The organism is Klebsiella sp. GB_Kp056, from assembly GCF_040064755.1.
GTDB lineage: Bacteria > Pseudomonadota > Gammaproteobacteria > Enterobacterales > Enterobacteriaceae > Klebsiella > Klebsiella quasipneumoniae.
The window spans coordinates 219,473-235,306 of sequence record NZ_JBEAJA010000041.1; the positions used below are offsets into that span (position 1 = coordinate 219,473).

General features: G+C 61.6%; 16 protein-coding genes. 8 read left to right on the forward strand and 8 right to left on the reverse strand.

Annotated elements, in window-relative coordinates; all coding sequences use genetic code 11:
* Positions 1–41: 41 nt before the first annotated feature.
* The 7 genes from nikR to ABLV52_RS09315 form a co-directional block, all read right to left on the reverse strand.
* Positions 42–440, reverse strand: a complete 399-nt coding sequence (gene nikR, locus ABLV52_RS09285; protein WP_023291271.1) for a nickel-responsive transcriptional regulator NikR — start codon at positions 438–440, stop codon at positions 42–44.
* The gene (gene nikE / locus ABLV52_RS09290) at positions 428–1,219 is read right to left on the reverse strand and encodes a nickel import ATP-binding protein NikE (RefSeq protein ID WP_023291270.1); all 792 of its coding nucleotides are present in this window, start codon (positions 1,217–1,219) and stop codon (positions 428–430) included. The genes nikR and nikE overlap by 13 nt, the downstream gene beginning before the upstream one ends.
* Positions 1,216–1,980: a nickel import ATP-binding protein NikD gene (nikD, locus tag ABLV52_RS09295; protein WP_023291269.1), complete on the reverse strand. Its 765-nt coding sequence runs from the start codon at positions 1,978–1,980 to the stop codon at positions 1,216–1,218. Before nikD ends, nikE begins: the two co-directional genes overlap by 4 nt.
* The gene (gene nikC / locus ABLV52_RS09300; protein ID WP_044524993.1) at positions 1,980–2,813 is read right to left on the reverse strand and encodes a nickel ABC transporter permease subunit NikC; all 834 of its coding nucleotides are present in this window, start codon (positions 2,811–2,813) and stop codon (positions 1,980–1,982) included. Before nikC ends, nikD begins: the two co-directional genes overlap by 1 nt.
* Positions 2,810–3,754, reverse strand: a complete 945-nt coding sequence (gene nikB, locus ABLV52_RS09305) for a nickel ABC transporter permease subunit NikB (RefSeq protein WP_023291267.1) — start codon at positions 3,752–3,754, stop codon at positions 2,810–2,812. The genes nikC and nikB overlap by 4 nt, the downstream gene beginning before the upstream one ends.
* On the reverse strand, positions 3,754–5,322 hold the full coding sequence (nikA, locus tag ABLV52_RS09310) for a nickel ABC transporter substrate-binding protein (protein ID WP_348890300.1): 1,569 nt from the start codon (positions 5,320–5,322) through the stop codon (positions 3,754–3,756). Before nikA ends, nikB begins: the two co-directional genes overlap by 1 nt.
* A gap of 137 nt (positions 5,323–5,459) precedes the next feature.
* Positions 5,460–6,320 (reverse strand): LysR family transcriptional regulator, encoded by an 861-nt coding sequence (locus ABLV52_RS09315; RefSeq protein ID WP_348890301.1) that lies wholly within the window; start codon positions 6,318–6,320, stop codon positions 5,460–5,462.
* Positions 6,321–6,417: 97 nt separating this feature from the next.
* On the opposite strand from ABLV52_RS09315, the gene ABLV52_RS09320 reads away from it, so the two are divergent.
* From ABLV52_RS09320 to arnF, 8 genes are all read left to right on the forward strand, one after another.
* The gene (locus ABLV52_RS09320; protein WP_012540376.1) at positions 6,418–6,924 is read left to right on the forward strand and encodes a phenolic acid decarboxylase; all 507 of its coding nucleotides are present in this window, start codon (positions 6,418–6,420) and stop codon (positions 6,922–6,924) included.
* 396 nt (positions 6,925–7,320) lie between these two features.
* Positions 7,321–8,460, forward strand: coding sequence for a UDP-4-amino-4-deoxy-L-arabinose aminotransferase (gene arnB / locus ABLV52_RS09325; RefSeq protein ID WP_348890302.1), 1,140 nt, complete (start codon positions 7,321–7,323; stop codon positions 8,458–8,460).
* A gap of 1 nt (position 8,461) precedes the next feature.
* A complete protein-coding gene (gene arnC, locus ABLV52_RS09330) occupies positions 8,462–9,445 on the forward strand; it encodes an undecaprenyl-phosphate 4-deoxy-4-formamido-L-arabinose transferase (RefSeq protein ID WP_023291263.1) in 984 nt (327 codons plus the stop codon).
* Positions 9,442–11,427, forward strand: coding sequence for a bifunctional UDP-4-amino-4-deoxy-L-arabinose formyltransferase/UDP-glucuronic acid oxidase ArnA (arnA, locus tag ABLV52_RS09335; RefSeq protein ID WP_065812650.1), 1,986 nt, complete (start codon positions 9,442–9,444; stop codon positions 11,425–11,427). The genes arnC and arnA overlap by 4 nt, the downstream gene beginning before the upstream one ends.
* Entirely contained in the window at positions 11,424–12,326 is a 903-nt protein-coding gene (arnD, locus tag ABLV52_RS09340; RefSeq protein WP_032454286.1) for a 4-deoxy-4-formamido-L-arabinose-phosphoundecaprenol deformylase, read from the forward strand. The genes arnA and arnD overlap by 4 nt, the downstream gene beginning before the upstream one ends.
* Positions 12,326–13,981 (forward strand): lipid IV(A) 4-amino-4-deoxy-L-arabinosyltransferase, encoded by a 1,656-nt coding sequence (gene arnT / locus ABLV52_RS09345; RefSeq protein ID WP_023291260.1) that lies wholly within the window; start codon positions 12,326–12,328, stop codon positions 13,979–13,981. The genes arnD and arnT overlap by 1 nt, the downstream gene beginning before the upstream one ends.
* Complete coding sequence (arnE, locus tag ABLV52_RS09350) at positions 13,978–14,316, forward strand: 4-amino-4-deoxy-L-arabinose-phosphoundecaprenol flippase subunit ArnE (RefSeq protein ID WP_135732587.1); 339 nt, start codon at positions 13,978–13,980, stop codon at positions 14,314–14,316. The genes arnT and arnE overlap by 4 nt, the downstream gene beginning before the upstream one ends.
* Positions 14,316–14,696 (forward strand): 4-amino-4-deoxy-L-arabinose-phosphoundecaprenol flippase subunit ArnF, encoded by a 381-nt coding sequence (arnF, locus tag ABLV52_RS09355; protein WP_032454284.1) that lies wholly within the window; start codon positions 14,316–14,318, stop codon positions 14,694–14,696. The genes arnE and arnF overlap by 1 nt, the downstream gene beginning before the upstream one ends.
* Here arnF and ABLV52_RS09360 read toward each other — a convergent pair.
* Positions 14,693–15,742, reverse strand: a complete 1,050-nt coding sequence (locus tag ABLV52_RS09360; RefSeq protein ID WP_004202085.1) for an AI-2E family transporter — start codon at positions 15,740–15,742, stop codon at positions 14,693–14,695. The genes arnF and ABLV52_RS09360 overlap by 4 nt on opposite strands.
* Positions 15,743–15,834: the final 92 nt, after the last annotated feature.

Consider the following 15,834-nt stretch of genomic DNA (forward strand, 5'->3'; position numbering starts at 1 on the left):
TTTATCAACTGTTGATAAACCACCCAGGCATTTTCAAATAGTTAATCATCCGCTAAACACTGCAAATGCCCATGGCGCACACCGCGCTGGGCAATCACGTCGTCGGCAAAATGCTGCACCTCGGCCATGTCTCCCTTCAGCACCGCAATCTCCAGGCAGTCGTCATGGCTGATATGCACATGCAGCGTGGCGACGGAGAGATCGTGATGATGATGCTGGGTGGCCACCAGCCGGCTCGCCAGTTCGCGTTTTTCATGCTCGTAGACATATGACAGGACGGCATAACCGCGCCGCGGCTCCGACGGTGCGGGATCCTGGTTGAGGGCGTCGCGCAGAATATCGCGTACCGCCTCCGAACGGTTGTGGTAGCCGCGGCGGGCGCTGAGCGCATCGAGAGCGGCCAGCAGGTCATCATCAAGGGTCAGGGTTACGCGCTGCATGGCATGGCCTCGTTGAGCAGAGTGGCAGGAAAAGGTGGCAGCACCGCCTGCTGGAGCGCCTGTCCGGCAGGGGAGCGCAGGCGCAGCGGTAGACTGACCGTTGCGGTTTCGACGATGCGTCCGTGCTCCATCACCAGCACCCGCTGGCAAAAGCGCTCCACCAGCCGCAGATCGTGGGTAATGAACAGGCAGGCGGTGCCAAACCGGGCCTGCAGGCGCTTCAGCAGGGCGATAATCTCCGCCTGCAGCAGCAGATCGAGATTCGAGACCGCTTCATCCAGGATCAACAGCTGCGGCCGCACCGCCAGGGCGCGAGCCAGGCAGACGCGCTGCAGCTGTCCGCCGCTGAGCTGCGCCGGGCGTTTATCGAGCAGCGTCGTGGAAAGGTCGACCGCGTGCAGCATCTCTTCCACCCGCCGTGCGCGCTCCTCGCGCGACAAGCGGAACAGATGGCGCAGCGGCTCGCTGACGATCTCGCGCACCGTTTTGCGCGGATTCACCGCGCTGAAGGCGTCCTGAAACACCAGCTGAATATCACGGCGGAAGGCGCCGACGGCCTCGCCCTTCAGGGCGGTCAGCGGTGTGCCGCGCCAGACAATATCGCCGTGCTGCGGCGTTTCCAGGCCCACCAGCATCCGCGCCAGGGTGCTCTTGCCGCAGCCGCTGCGCCCGAGCAGGGCCACCGTTTCGCCGGGGGCGATGGCGAGTTGGATCTCGTGCAGGACCCTGCCGTGGTGGGGGTAATCGTGGCTCACCCCGTTGACGCTGAGTAAATTCATGCTGTTTTCTCCAGTCCGTACAGCGCCAGATGCGCCGCCAGCAGGCGCTGGCTCAGCGGGTGCTGTGGGGCGCTGAACAGCGTGTTTACATCGCACTGTTCAACGAGGCGACCGTTCTCCATGACCGTCACGTCATCCGCCAGCCGCGCCACAACGCCCATGTCATGCGTCACCAGCAGCAGCCCCAGACCGCGGCTGGCGACGATATCCGCCAGCAGATCGAGGATCCGCGCCTGGGCGATGGCATCGAGGTCGGTGGTCGGCTCGTCGGCGATGATAAAGGGCGCACGGCTGAGCAGGGCGAGGGCGATCATCATCCGCTGCAGCATGCCGCCGCTCATCTCGAAGGGATAGCGGCTGAGCAGCGAGCGCGGATTATCCAGACCCACCTCTTCCATCACCGCCAGCAGGGCGGCGTCATTCGCTTCGCGTCCCGCCGCCCGGCAAGTTTCCCGGGCGTGGGCGGCCATGGTATGCAGCGGATTAAAGGCGCTGCGTGGGTTCTGCATGATGGTGGCGATAGTCGCGCCGCGCAGCTGTTCGCCGTGCACCGGCATGCCGTCAAGCAACACCCGGCCGGCGGTCTGGCTGACGCCGGGCGGCAGCAGGCCCAGCGCGGCGGCGCAGGTAAGCGATTTCCCGCTGCCGCTGCTGCCGAGCAGCGCCAGCACCTTGCCGCGGCGCAGGGTAAGAGAGACGTCGCTGACCAGCGGGCGGTCGGCGGCAAGGGCGATCTGTTGCAGTTGGATCTTTTGCGGCATCAGTGGCTATGCTCCGCGATCAGGTGAGGATCGAGGCGATCGCGCAGCGCGTCGCCCAGCAGGTTAAAGGCCATCACGCTGATGAACAGCGCCAGCCCCGGCCAGACCATCTGCAGCGGCTGGGTCCAGATATACTGCCGGGCATCGTTGATCATCACCCCCCATTCCGCCGTCGGCGCGCTGACGCCGAGGCCAAGGAACGACATGCCGGCCACGTGAAGCATCATATGGCCGATATCCAGTGAGGCGAGCACCAACAGCGAGGGGATCACCGCCCCTGCCAGATGGTCGCTGAACAGCCGCCACTGGCTGGCGCCGCTCAGGCGGGCGGCGAGGATAAATTCGCGCTGGCGCAGGGAGACCACCAGATTACGCACCATTCTGGCGTACCAGGCCCAGTGCGATAGCGCAATGGCGAGGATCACGTTGGTCAGCCCGGTGCCGAGCACCCCCACCATAAAGAACGACAGGATCGAGGTTGGAAAGGTCATAAACAGTTCGGCAAGGCGCATCAGGCCGCGGTCGGCGCGGCCGCCCAGCAGCCCGGCGCTGCCGCCAACCGCCAGACCGATCAGCAGCACCAGCAGCAGGCAGGCCATTACCGCCCCCAGCGAGACGCGGGTGGCGGCCAGCAGGCGCGAGAAAATATCCCGTCCTAGATGATCGGTCCCCAGCCAGTGCGCTGCCCCTGGCGGCAGCAGCCGCTGCTGCAGGTTAATCGCCGCCGGATCCCAGGGTAGCCACCAGCCGCTGCCGATGGCGATGACCGCCAGCAGCGCAATAACCAGCAAGGCCAGTTTCACCGGCCAGCGGAAGTTTCGTAGCCATCTCATACGCTCACCTCCTCATGGCGGCGCAGGCGCGGGTCGAGCGCCGCGTTGAGCACATCCACCGCCAGGTTAGCCAGCACGAACACCGTGACCATCATCAGCGTAAAGCACTGAATCACCGGGTAATCGCGATTGAAGATCGCGGAAACCGCGTAGCGGCCGACCCCCGGCCAGGCAAAGATATTTTCAATAATCATGGTGCCGCCGATCAGCTCGCCAATGTGCATGCCCATGGCGGTCACCACCGGCAGGGTGGCGTTGCGCAGGATATGCCGCCGCTCCACCTGGCGCGCGCTCAAGCCGCGCAGCCGCGCCCACACCACGTGACGCTGACTGGAGACCTCCAGCATGCTGGCGCGCAGCAGGCGGGCGTTGATCGCCAGCGACATAAAGGCGATGGAGACGGCGGGCAATATCAGGTGCTGCCAGTCGCCGTACCCCATCGCCGGAAGCCACTGCAGATGCACGGAAAAGAGCATCACCAGCAGAAAGGCCAGCCAGAAGTTCGGCATCGACACGCCGAGGAAGGCAATCAGCCGCACAGCAAAGTCCGGCAGGCGATCGCGATGGCGCGCCGCCCAGATCCCTAGCGGCAGCGAGGTGACGAGGATCAGCGCCAGCGCCGCGCCGGTGAGCAGCAGAGTGGCCGGCAGGAAGTGCAGCAGGTCATCCAGCACCGGTCGCCGGGTGGCATAGGAGAGGCCAAAGTCCAGGTGCAGCGCCCGCCACAGCCAGTGCAGATACTGCATCGCCAGCGGCTGGTTGAGCCCCAGCAGTTCGCGGGTCGAGGCGACCATCTCTTCAGTGGGCGGCAGGTTCGACAGGCGTAAATAATCCAGCGCCGGGTCGCCGGTGCCGAGCCGCAGCAGCAGAAAGATGATGGCGGAGGCGGCGAGCAGCAGCGGGATCAGCAGCAGCAGGCGGCGTAAAATATAGCGTAACATTATGGCGTTACCGGTTTAATCTGGTCGAAAGGGATCTCGGTGCTCACCGGCGCGAACGGGATCTCCCCGACCTCCTGGCGCGCAACCGACATCAGCGAGACATAGCTGATGGGCAGGTACACCGCGTCCTGGTGCAGGCGGCTCAGCACATCGTGGTACAGCCGTTTCCGCTGCGCCTCGTCGCTGGTGGTCAGCACCTCGCTAATCTCTTTATCAATCAGCGCCTTGTCGGGCAGGCCGCGCTGGGCCTGATAATCGGCATGGGAGGGCACGCGCATCGAGCTTAAAAAGGCATGCGGATCGTAGGGGGCGCCCCAGGTGCGATTGAAGATCATGCCGAACCGCCCTTCGCGCTGGCGCGCATAGATGCTGCTCTCCTCCTCGCCGACCAGGGTGACGCGGATGCCGACCTCCCGCAGATTGGCCTGAATAATTTCGGCCATCGATTTAGCCAGCGCGTCGGTGCCGATAAACGCCAGCTCAATCGCCAGCGGTTGCCCGGCCTTTTGTCGCCAGGGCTGGCCTTCCGGTTGCTGCCAGCCGGCCTGCGCCAGCAGGGCGCGGGCTTTTGCCGGATCGTAACGGCGCGGCGTCAGATCCTGCGGGGCGTAGGGGACCGAGGGCGCAAACAGGGTGTCGGCAACCTGCTGGGTGCCGTAGAGCACGCTATCAACGAGGGTCTGCTTGTCGACGGCGTAGTTGAGCGCCTCGCGCACCGCCTGCTCGCGGGTCGGGCCCTGGCTGGCGTTCAGCGCCAGCATCACCGTCTCCGCCGGGGCGGAGAGACGAGCCGCGTAGCCGGGGTGATGACGAAAGCGTTCGAAGGTATCCAGCGGCAGCAGCCCCTCGTCGCCGTAGAGCATGTCGATTTCCCCGGTTTCGAACGCCACAGCGCGGCTGGTGGCGTCGGGGATCACTTTGATGGTGATTTGCTGTAGCGCGGGTTTATTACCCCAGTAGCGTTCGTTGCGTACCAGCACGTCGCGCTGATTGAGCTGCGAGCTCGCCAGTCGCCACGGCCCGGTGCCGATCGGGGCTTTGATGCCGTTGGCGGTGCCGCCATCGATAAACTGCGAGGGGGCGATAAAGCGGAACGGGCGCGGCAGGGCCAGCTCTTGGAGTAAGGGGGCGTAGGCGCTTTTCAGGGTGAGCTGCAGCTCGCTGGCGCTGAGCGCCCGCACGTCGGTTATCTGATTGGCGAGCTCAAGCCAGGCGTGGCGTTGGCGGTTGGCGAGCACCGCCTGGAAATTAGCCGCCGCGGCCTGGGCGTTAAAGGGTTCGCCGTTGGAGAAGGTCACATCCTCGCGCAGGGTAAACCACCAGGTTTTACCATCGGCGGAGTGGCGCCAGCGGGTCGCCAGCCAGGGCTGCACGCTGCCGTCAGCCTGATACTTCACCAGCGGTTCATAGACCATGCTTTGGGCAAATATCTGGTTGGGCGTATAGAGATGCGGATTCAGCGGGCCGACGTTCACCGGCCAGGCGGTAGTAAGCGAGTGCTGCGCGGCCAGAGCCAGCAGAGGGGCGCAGGCGACCAGCGCCAGCAGAGTGAGGCGGAAAATAGACAAGACGGCGTTCTCAGCGACAGGAAAGTATGACGATTTTAGTGATTCATCATACTTTCGGAGTAACCTGGATCAATATTGCGCCGGAAAGTATAAGTAATCCGTATGATTATGCGCAGGGGCAGGCGCCGCCTTACCCCTCAGGGCGCCCGGAACAACCCCAGCAGCGTGGCCACCTGTTCGTCGATCGGCGCCAGATCCCGCTTGACGATCAGATGCAGCGGCGTCGCGCGGCGCGCGCCGTGGCTGAGGGGCAGCCGCTTCAGCACGCCCTGATCGAGATGGGAACGAATGCGCTCTTCCGGCAGCCAGCCGAAGCCGACCTGATACATCACTGCATCAATGGCCGCGTCAATGGTGGAGAAGGTCCAGGCGTCACGCGTCGCCTGGCCATCGCCGGTCTGGTCGGCAATGCGCACCAGCGGCCATGGCGCCAACGCGCTATCCTCCAGCGGACCGTCGAGGGCGGCGAGAGGATGGTCGCGGTGGGCGACGGCGATAAAATCAATATTCATCAGCCACTCTCCGCGGCCGGTAATATCCTGGCGGCGGGTCAGAACCATGACATCGGCTTCCGTTCGCGCCGCGCCCTCGTCATCAATATTTTCCAGCACTTCGGTGAGTCTGACCTGAGTCTGCGGATAACGCTGCTGAAACTGGCGCAAAATGGCGAACAGCCGCTGGCGCGGGAAAATGCTGTCGACCACCAGGTCCAGACGGGTGCGCGCCCCGTTGCGCAGAGTGGCAGCATGCGTCTCAACGTAGGCGAAGGCCTGCAGCAACGGTTTGACCTGATTCAGCAGCAGTTCGCCGGCCGGGGTCAGCACCGCCCGCCGACCGGACGGCGCCAGCAGCGCCACCCCTAAGCGCTCCTGCAGCAGCGCGAGGTTATAGCTCACCGAAGACTGACTGCGGTTGGTCTCCTCCGCCGCTCTGGCAAAGCTCCCGAGATCCACTACCTTTTCCAGTAATGCCCACTGCTCCAGGGTTGTCTTGTGCATAATCAATCTAAAATTTGGATGTATTTAATCCAAACATAGCGTTATTCATTCAATTTTTAAAGACGTATGCTGTCCTCAACAACACAGAGGAGAATAAATGATGAGCACTTTCGACAAACATGACCTCAGCGGCTTTATCGGTAAACATCTGGTCTACACCTACGACAACGGCTGGAACTACGAAATTTACGTCAAAAACGGCCACACCCTCGACTACCGTATTCACAGCGGCATCGTCGGCAATCGCTGGGTGAAAGATCAGGAAGCGTACATCGTGCGGGTAGGGGAAAGTATCTACAAAATCTCCTGGACCGAACCGACCGGTACCGACGTGAGCCTGATCGTCAACCTGGGCGATAAACTGTTCCACGGCACCATCTTCTTCCCGCGCTGGATCATGAATAACCCGGAAAAAACCGTCTGCTTCCAGAACGATCACATTCCGCTGATGAATTCTTACCGCGATGCCGGCCCGGCCTACCCGACAGAAGTGATTGACGAGTTCGCCACCATCACCTTCATTCGCGACTGTGGCGCAGATAATGATGAGGTAATTAATTGCCCGGCGAGTGAATTGCCTGCGGATTTTCCTGCAAATTTGTAATTAAGCAGAAATAATTTTGTGATCTGCGCTAACTTTTTGTCATCAAGCGTGACAAAGACAGCGTCATTAATTGTTATCTGGTTTAACCCCCGTTTACTTTCCGCGATAGCGTTCCTGTTTGCTTTTCCAGACAGGAACGTTTTTTTGTCAAACTTCTGCCATAAATAAAACCTATCATTCTGTTTCTTAATGATTTATTTGGCCATGCTGAGAAAAGATTAATTTCTTAATATTATCCTAAGCAAGGTCAACTACATTAATAGTTGTCGAAATACCCTGAAATGGAATGCCGCGCTGAACTCACTTCATTTTAATTTCGTTTAAGTCCACAGGCGCAGGATATTTTATTCTAACGACCCTGATTTGTGCGTGGGTCATCTACAGAACAGGATGATGATGAGCGATTTTTTGCCTTTTTCGCGCCCGTCGATGGGCGACGCAGAGCTGGCAGCGCTGCGTGAAGTTTTAGCGTCGGGCTGGATCACCACCGGGCCGAAGAATCAGGCACTTGAAGCGGCATTCTGCCAGTTGACCGGCAACCGCCACGCGATTGCCGTCAGTTCAGCGACCGGCGGGATGCACGTGACCCTGATGGCGCTGGGTATTGGCCCCGGCGATGAAGTCATTACGCCGTCCCAGACCTGGGTCTCCACCCTCAATATGATCTGCCTGCTGGGCGCCACGCCGGTGATGATCGATGTCGATAACGACAATCTGATGATCACCCCTGAGGCGGTGACAGCGGCGATCACCTCGCGGACCAAAGCGATTATTCCTGTGCACTACGCGGGGGCGCCAGCCGATATTGACGCCATTCGCGCGGTGGGCGAGCGCCATGGCATTCCGGTGATCGAAGACGCCGCCCATGCGGCGGGGACCCACTATAAAGGCCGCCACGTAGGCTGGCAGGGGACCGCGATTTTCTCGTTCCACGCGATCAAAAATATGACCTGCGCTGAAGGCGGGCTGGTTGTCACCGACGACGACGAGCTGGCCTCCCGCATCCGTAGCCTGAAATTCCATGGCCTCGGCGTGGACGCCTATGACCGCCAGACCCACGGCCGCGCGCCGCAGGCGGAGGTGATCGCTCCGGGCTTTAAATACAACCTTGCCGACATCAACGCCGCGCTGGCGCTGGTCCAGCTGGAAAAACTGCCTCACGCCAACCAGCGCCGGGCGGAAATTGCCCAGCGCTATCTGCGCGAACTGGCGGACACGCCGTTTACGCCCCTGAGCGTCCCGGCCTGGGATCACCAGCACGCCTGGCATCTGTTTATCATCCGCGTCGATGAGGCTGCATGCGGCATCAGCCGCGACGCGTTGATGGAAAAGCTGAAGGCGATGGGTATCGGCACCGGTCTGCACTTCCGTGCGGCCCATACGCAAAAATATTACCGCGAGCGCTTCCCTGAGGTTTCCCTGCCGAATACCGAATGGAACAGCGCCCGCATCTGTTCTCTCCCGTTGTTCCCGGACATGACCGATGACGATGTCACTCGCGTCATTTCCGCACTGCGCCAGCTGTCAGGACGTTGATATGCTTACTTACCCTCCCGTGAAGAAGGTCTCGGTGGTTATCCCGGTTTATAACGAACAGGATAGCCTGCCGGAGCTGCTTCGTCGTACGGAAACCGCCTGCGCCACGCTGGGGCGGCAATATGAAATTCTGCTGATCGACGATGGCAGCAGCGATGACTCGGCGCGCATGCTCACCGAAGCCGCCGAGGCGGAAGGCAGTCACGTCGTCGCCGTGTTGTTAAACCGTAACTACGGCCAGCACTCGGCGATCATGGCCGGCTTCAGCCATGTGACGGGCGATCTGATTATTACCCTTGATGCCGACCTGCAAAACCCGCCGGAAGAGATCCCGCGGCTGGTGGCGAAGGCGGATGAAGGTTACGACGTGGTGGGCACCGTCCGTCAGAACCGTCAGGACAGCATCTTCCGCAAAACCGCCTCGAAGATGATCAACCGCCTGATCCAGCGCACCACCGGCAAAGCGATGGGCGACTACGGCTGCATGCTGCGCGCCTACCGTCGCCACATTATCGACGCGATGCTCAACTGCCACGAGCGCAGCACCTTTATCCCGATTCTGGCGAATACCTTCGCCCGTCGCGCGGTGGAGATCCCGGTGATGCACGCCGAGCGTGAATTCGGCGACTCCAAATACAGCTTTATGCGCCTGATCAACCTGATGTACGACCTGGTGACCTGTCTGACCACCACGCCGCTGCGTCTGCTCAGCATTTTCGGCAGCGTGATAGCCCTGCTGGGCTTCGCCTTCGGCCTGCTGCTGGTGGTGCTGCGTCTGGCCTTCGGCCCGCAGTGGGCGGCGGAAGGGGTGTTTATGCTCTTCGCCGTGCTGTTTATGTTTATCGGCGCTCAGTTTATCGGTATGGGCCTGCTCGGGGAGTATATCGGACGCATCTATAACGACGTGCGCGCGCGTCCCCGCTACTTTATTCAACGTGTTGTTCGCCAGCCGGAAACGGCATCTAAAGAGGAAGATCGTTCATGAAAGCCGTAGTCTTCGCTTATCACGATATGGGCTGCACCGGTATCCAGGCTCTGCTGGACGCCGGGTATGATATCGCTGCTATTTTCACCCACCCGGATAACCCTGGCGAAAACCATTTCTTTGGCTCCGTGGCGCGCCTTGCTGCCGAGCAGGGCATTCCGGTGTGGGCGCCGGAAGACGTGAACCATCCGCTGTGGATTGAGCGTATCCGCGAGATGAAGCCGGACGTGCTGTTCTCCTTCTACTACCGCAATCTGCTGGGCGATGAGATCCTCCGTCTCGCGCCGAAAGGGGCGTTTAACCTGCACGGTTCGCTGCTGCCGAAATATCGCGGCCGCGCGCCGCTGAACTGGGTGCTGGTCAATGGCGAAAGCGAAACCGGCGTCACCCTGCACCGGATGGTGAACCGCGCCGACGCGGGGGATATCGTCGCCCAGCAGGCCGTGGCGATTGGCCCGGATGACGCCGCCCTGACGCTGCACCGCAAGCTGTGCGCCGCCGCCACTGGGCTGCTGGGCCAGGCGCTGCCGGCGATCCTCGCCGGAACCACCGATGAACGTCCGCAGGATCACAGCCAGGCGACCTATGTGGGGCGTCGTACCCCGGAAGATGGCCGCCTCGACTGGGAGCAGCCGGCGCAGACCCTGCACAATCTGGTGCGCGCGGTCTCCGATCCGTGGCCGGGCGCCTTCGGCTACGCCGGCGCGAACAAGTTTATCGTCTGGAAATCCCGCGTCCGTCATGATCTGCCGGCAGCTAAGCCGGGTACCGTTATCTCCGTTGCGCCGCTGATCGTGGCGTGCCAGGAGGGGGCGCTGGAGATTGTCACCGGCCAGACCGAACGCGGGGTGTACATGCAGGGCGCCCAGCTGGCGCAGGGGCTGGGCCTGGTGTCCGGGGCGGTGATCAGCAGCAAACCGGTGGTGGCGGTTAAGCGTCGCACCCGGGTGCTGATCCTCGGCGTCAATGGCTTTATCGGTAACCATCTGACCGAACGCCTGCTGCAGGACGACAACTATGAGATTTACGGCCTGGATATCGGCTCCGACGCCATCAGCCGTTTCCTCGACTGCCCGCGTTTCCACTTTGTGGAAGGCGATATCAGCATTCACTCCGAGTGGATCGAATATCACATTAAGAAATGCGACGTGGTGCTGCCGCTGGTGGCCATCGCCACCCCTATCGAGTACACCCGCAACCCGCTGCGCGTCTTCGAGCTGGATTTCGAAGAGAACCTGAAGATCATCCGCGACTGCGTGAAATATAATAAGCGCATCATCTTCCCGTCGACCTCGGAAGTGTACGGCATGTGCACAGATAAAAACTTCGACGAAGACACTTCCAATCTGGTGGTCGGGCCGATCAACAAACAGCGCTGGATCTACTCGGTCTCCAAGCAGCTGCTGGACCGCGTGATCTGGGCCTACGGCGATAAGAATGGCCTGAAGTTCACCCTGTTCCGTCCGTTCAACTGGATGGGGCCGCGTCTGGATAACCTCAACGCCGCGCGTATCGGCAGCTCCCGCGCCATCACCCAGCTGATCCTCAACCTGGTGGAAGGCTCGCCGATCAAGCTCATCGAAGGCGGTAAGCAGAAGCGCTGCTTCACCGACATCAGCGATGGTATCGAAGCGCTGTTCCGCATCATCGAGAACAAAGACGGCCGCTGCGACGGGCAGATCATCAACATCGGTAACCCGGATAACGAAGCGAGCATCAAAGAGCTGGCGGAGATGCTGCTGGCCTGCTTCGAACGCCATCCGCTGCGCGATCGCTTCCCGCCGTTTGCCGGCTTCCGCGAAGTGGAAAGCAGCGACTACTACGGCAAGGGCTATCAGGACGTTGAGCATCGCAAACCGAGCATCCGCAACGCCAAACGCTGCCTGAACTGGGAGCCGAAGGTGGAGATGGAAGAGACCGTTGAGCATACGCTGGACTTCTTCCTGCGCACGGTTGAACTGGTGGACGCTAAACATCCATGAAACAGGTCGGCTTACGCATAGATGTCGATACCTTTCGCGGCACGCGGGACGGCGTTCCGCGGCTGCTGGACCTGCTGGGTCAGCACGGGATCCAGGCAAGCTTCTTCTTCAGCGTCGGGCCGGACAATATGGGGCGCCACCTGTGGCGCCTGGTAAAACCGAAGTTTCTGTGGAAGATGCTGCGCTCCAGAGCGGCCTCGCTGTACGGCTGGGATATTCTGCTGGCCGGCACCGCCTGGCCGGGACGCCGCATCGGCGCGGGGAACGAGGCGGTGATCCGCGCTGCCGCCGAGTCTCATGAAGTGGGCCTGCACGCCTGGGACCACTACAGCTGGCAGGCGTGGAGCGGCGTCTGGCCGCAGGAACGGCTGACGCTGGAGGTTGAGCGCGGCCTGCTGGAGCTCGAACGCATTATCGGCCGGCCGGTCACCTGCTCGGCTGTCGCCGGCTGGCGCGCCGATCAGCGAGTGGTGAAAGCCAAAGAATCCTTCGATTTCCTCTACAACAGCGACTGTCGCGGCACGCGGCCGTTTCTGCCCCAGCTCGGCAGCGGCGTCTCCGGTACGGTGCAGATCCCGGTCACGCTGCCGACCTGGGACGAGGCGGTGGGCACGGCGGTGGAAATCGCCGGCTTTAACCGCTACCTGCTGGACTGCATCCATCGCGACCCGGGCGTGCCGGTCTATACCATTCACGCCGAAGTGGAAGGCATTGCCTACGCGGATCAGTTCAATGAACTGCTGACCATGGCGGCGGAAGAAGAAATTCAGTTTTGCCCACTGAGCCAGCTGTTGCCCGCTGACTTTAGCGAGCTGCCGTCTGGCAAAGTGGTTCGGGGTGAACTGGCTGGCCGGGAAGGCTGGCTCGGACGTGAACAATTACTGACTTCGGGTGTTTGATGAAAAGCATTCGCTATGGCGTCTCTCTGATTGCGCTGTTTGCGCTGTATTACCTGCTGCCGCTTAATTTCCGTTTGCTCTGGCAACCCGATGAAACCCGCTACGCGGAGATCAGCCGTGAAATGCTGGCCACCGGCGACTGGGTGGTGCCGCATTTTCTCGGATTGCGCTATTTCGAAAAGCCGATTGCCGGTTACTGGATCAACAGTATCGGTCAATGGCTGTTTGGCCATAATAACTTCGGCGTACGCTTTGGGTCGGTCTTCGCCATCACCATGACCGCCGTGCTGGTGGCCTGGCTGGCGTGGCGCGTCTTTCGCGACAAAAAGGTAGCTGTCCTGTCGCCGGTGATTTTTCTCACCGCGATGCTGGTGTATGCGATTGGCACCTATGCGGTGCTGGACCCGATGATCACCCTGTGGCTGGCGCTGGCGATGTGCAGTTTCTGGGGCGCGACGCAGGCGCAGAGCCGCAGCGGCAAAATACTGGGTTACGCGCTGCTGGGCGTCGCCTGCGGTATGGGGGTGATGACCAAAGGCTTCCTTGCGCTGGCGGTGCCGGTGGTGGGCGTTCTGCCGTGGGTGATCGCCCGTCGACGCTGGCGTGAAGTGCTGACCTACGGTTGGCTGGCGGTGGTCGTCTGTACGCTGGTGGTGCTGCCCTGGGGGCTGGCTATCGCCCAGCGCGAGCCGGACTTCTGGCGCTACTTCTTCTGGGTCGAGCATATTCAGCGTTTCGCCGAAAAAGACGCCCAGCACAAAGCGCCGTTCTGGTACTACATCCCGTTCCTGATCGCCGGCAGCCTGCCGTGGCTGGCCCTGCTGCCGGGGGCGCTGAAGCGCGGTTGGCTTGAGCGCGATGAGGCCCGCGGCGCGCTGTATCTGTTAGGCTGGGTGGCGATGCCGCTCCTGTTCTTCAGTATCGCCAAAGGCAAACTGCCGACCTATATCCTGCCGTGCTTTGCGCCGCTGTCGATCCTGATGGCGCGCTACGCGCTGGAGGCGGCGAAGACCGGCGCGAAAGCGTTACGGGTCAACGGGATGATCAACCTGGGCGTCGGCCTGCTGGGGCTGATCGCCGTGCTGGTGGTCTCGCCCTGGGGCGTGATGCATAAGCCGGTGTGGACCAAGATTGAGCTGTATAAATGTCTGCTGGCGGCGATCGCCTTCGCCGTCTGGGCGCTGATGGGCTGGCTGGCGATGAAAGACGCTGGCCGCCGCTGGAGCCTGGCGGCGCTCTGCCCGCTCGGCCTGGCGCTGCTGGTGGGCTTCGCCATCCCGGACCGGGTTATCGACAGCAAACAGCCGCAGTTCCTCGTGGATATCGTCAGCGAATCCCTGCAGCCCAGCCGCTACGTCCTGACCAACAACGTCGGGATCGCCGGCGGCCTGGCCTGGGAGCTGAAGCGAAGCGATATTATTATGTTCGACAAACAGGGTGAGCTGAAGTACGGTCTCGACTGGCCGGACGCTCAGGGAAGCTTTGTCAGCCAGGCCGGGTTTGCCGACTGGCTGGCCGCGCATCGTCAGCAGGGGCCGGTCTCGCTGGTGCTGTTGATGGATAAAGGAGAGAGTATGCTCGACTTACCGTTACCGAAACCCGATAACGCTTACGAGCTGGGGCGGGTCGTTTTCCTTCAGTATCTGCCGCAATGAGCGTCTGGATCTGTCTGGTGTTCGCCAGCCTGCTGAGCTGCGCCGGACAGCTGTGCCAGAAACAGGCGACCCGCCCGTCCCGTCGCGGACGGCGGAGTCGTCATATACTTTTCTGGCTGGGGATGGCGCTGTTATGCCTCGGCTGCGGCATGCTGCTGTGGCTGAGCGTCCTGCAGTCAATTCCGGTGAGCATCGCCTATCCGATGCTGAGTCTGAACTTCGTCTGGGTCACCCTCGCGGCTTGGGGCATCTGGCATGAGCCGGTCGCTCCCCGCCACTGGTTTGGCGTCGGGTTGATCGTCGTGGGCATTGTCATTCTGGGGACCAGCGTCTGATGGGCTTTCTCTGGGCATTATTCAGCGTCGGCCTCGTCAGCGGCGCGCAGCTGCTGCTGCGCAGCGCCATGGTGGTGTTGCCGCCGCTGACCGATATTCTGGCGTTTCTCCAGCATCTGTTGCATCTCCAGCCCGGCACCTTCGGCCTGTTTTTCGGCCTGCTGGGCTACCTGCTGTCGATGGTCTGCTGGTACTTTGCCCTCCACCGTCTGCCGCTGTCGAAAGCGTATGCGCTGCTGAGCCTGAGCTATATCCTCGTTTGGGCCGCCGCCATCTGGCTGCCCGGCTGGCATGAGCCGTTCCACTGGCAATCGCTGCTGGGCGTGGCGATTATCGTCGCCGGCGTATTGACCATCTTCTGGCCGGTGAAACGCCGCTAGCCGGGGAGCCGGCTTTTGGGGCGCCCCGGGCCGAGCAGGATCGCCAGCTTGCTGCCCCCGACGGTGGTCTCCATCCAGATTTTACAGACGCTGGTTAACGGCACCGAGAGCAGCATTCCCACCGGCCCCAGCAGCCAGCCCCAGACCAGCAGCGACAGGAACACCACCAGGGTCGACATCCCCAGCCGGTGGCCCATCATGCGCGGCTCCACCATGTTGCCCAACACCATATGCACCACCAGGAACAGCGCCCCGACCAGCAGGCACTCATAGATGCCGCTGAACAGCAGCGCCTGCAGCATGGGCGGGATGGCGGAGATGGCGGATCCGATATTCGGCACATAGTTCAACAGGAACGCCAGCACCCCCCACATCAGCGCGAACTGCACCCCCATCGCCAGCAGCCCCAGCCAGACAATCAGGCCGGTCCACAGGCTGATCAGCGTTTTCAGCGCCAGATAGTGGGTGACGCCTTTCAGCGCCCGGTGCAGCCCGGCGATATGCAGGCGAGGGTTATTGAGGGCAAAACGCAGTTTGTAGGGCAGGTGGCGAACCTCAAACAGCATAAAGATCACCGTCATCACCAGCAGCACAATGCTGGCCATCGCCCCGGAAAGCTGGGTCATCAGCGTTGTGGCCCAGGTCATCAGCCGTTCTGAATCCATACGTCGCAGCATGCGCTCCGGATTGATATGCAGGTTGAGAAAGGGGAGATACTCCTGGAGCTGGACGATCTTACGCGTCAGGGCGCGGTTGAAATCGGGCAGCATGGCGACAAAGTCATTGAGCGACGCCGCCAGCACGCCAAGCAGCGCGGTCAGCATGACCAGCATTGCCGTCACCACCAGCGTAATGGCGAACGGGCGCCGCACCCCGCGGCGAATGAACCAGGTGACCAGCGGGTTGAGGACGATAGCGAAAAACAGCGCCAGCAGGAGCTGCACCAGAATATCGGCGGCGGCGTGGATCCCGGCGAGGATAATCACCAGCGCCGCCAGCTTAAGTAAAATATGGAGCCCGGCTTTATCAGCCTGCGGAGGGGACATAGGTATTCCTTTTGTGAGTCGCGCCTGATAAGTGTAGCGGTTCGCTGGCTGCCAATATTCCGAAAGGCGAGCGGCTTTTCCGCCATCATCTT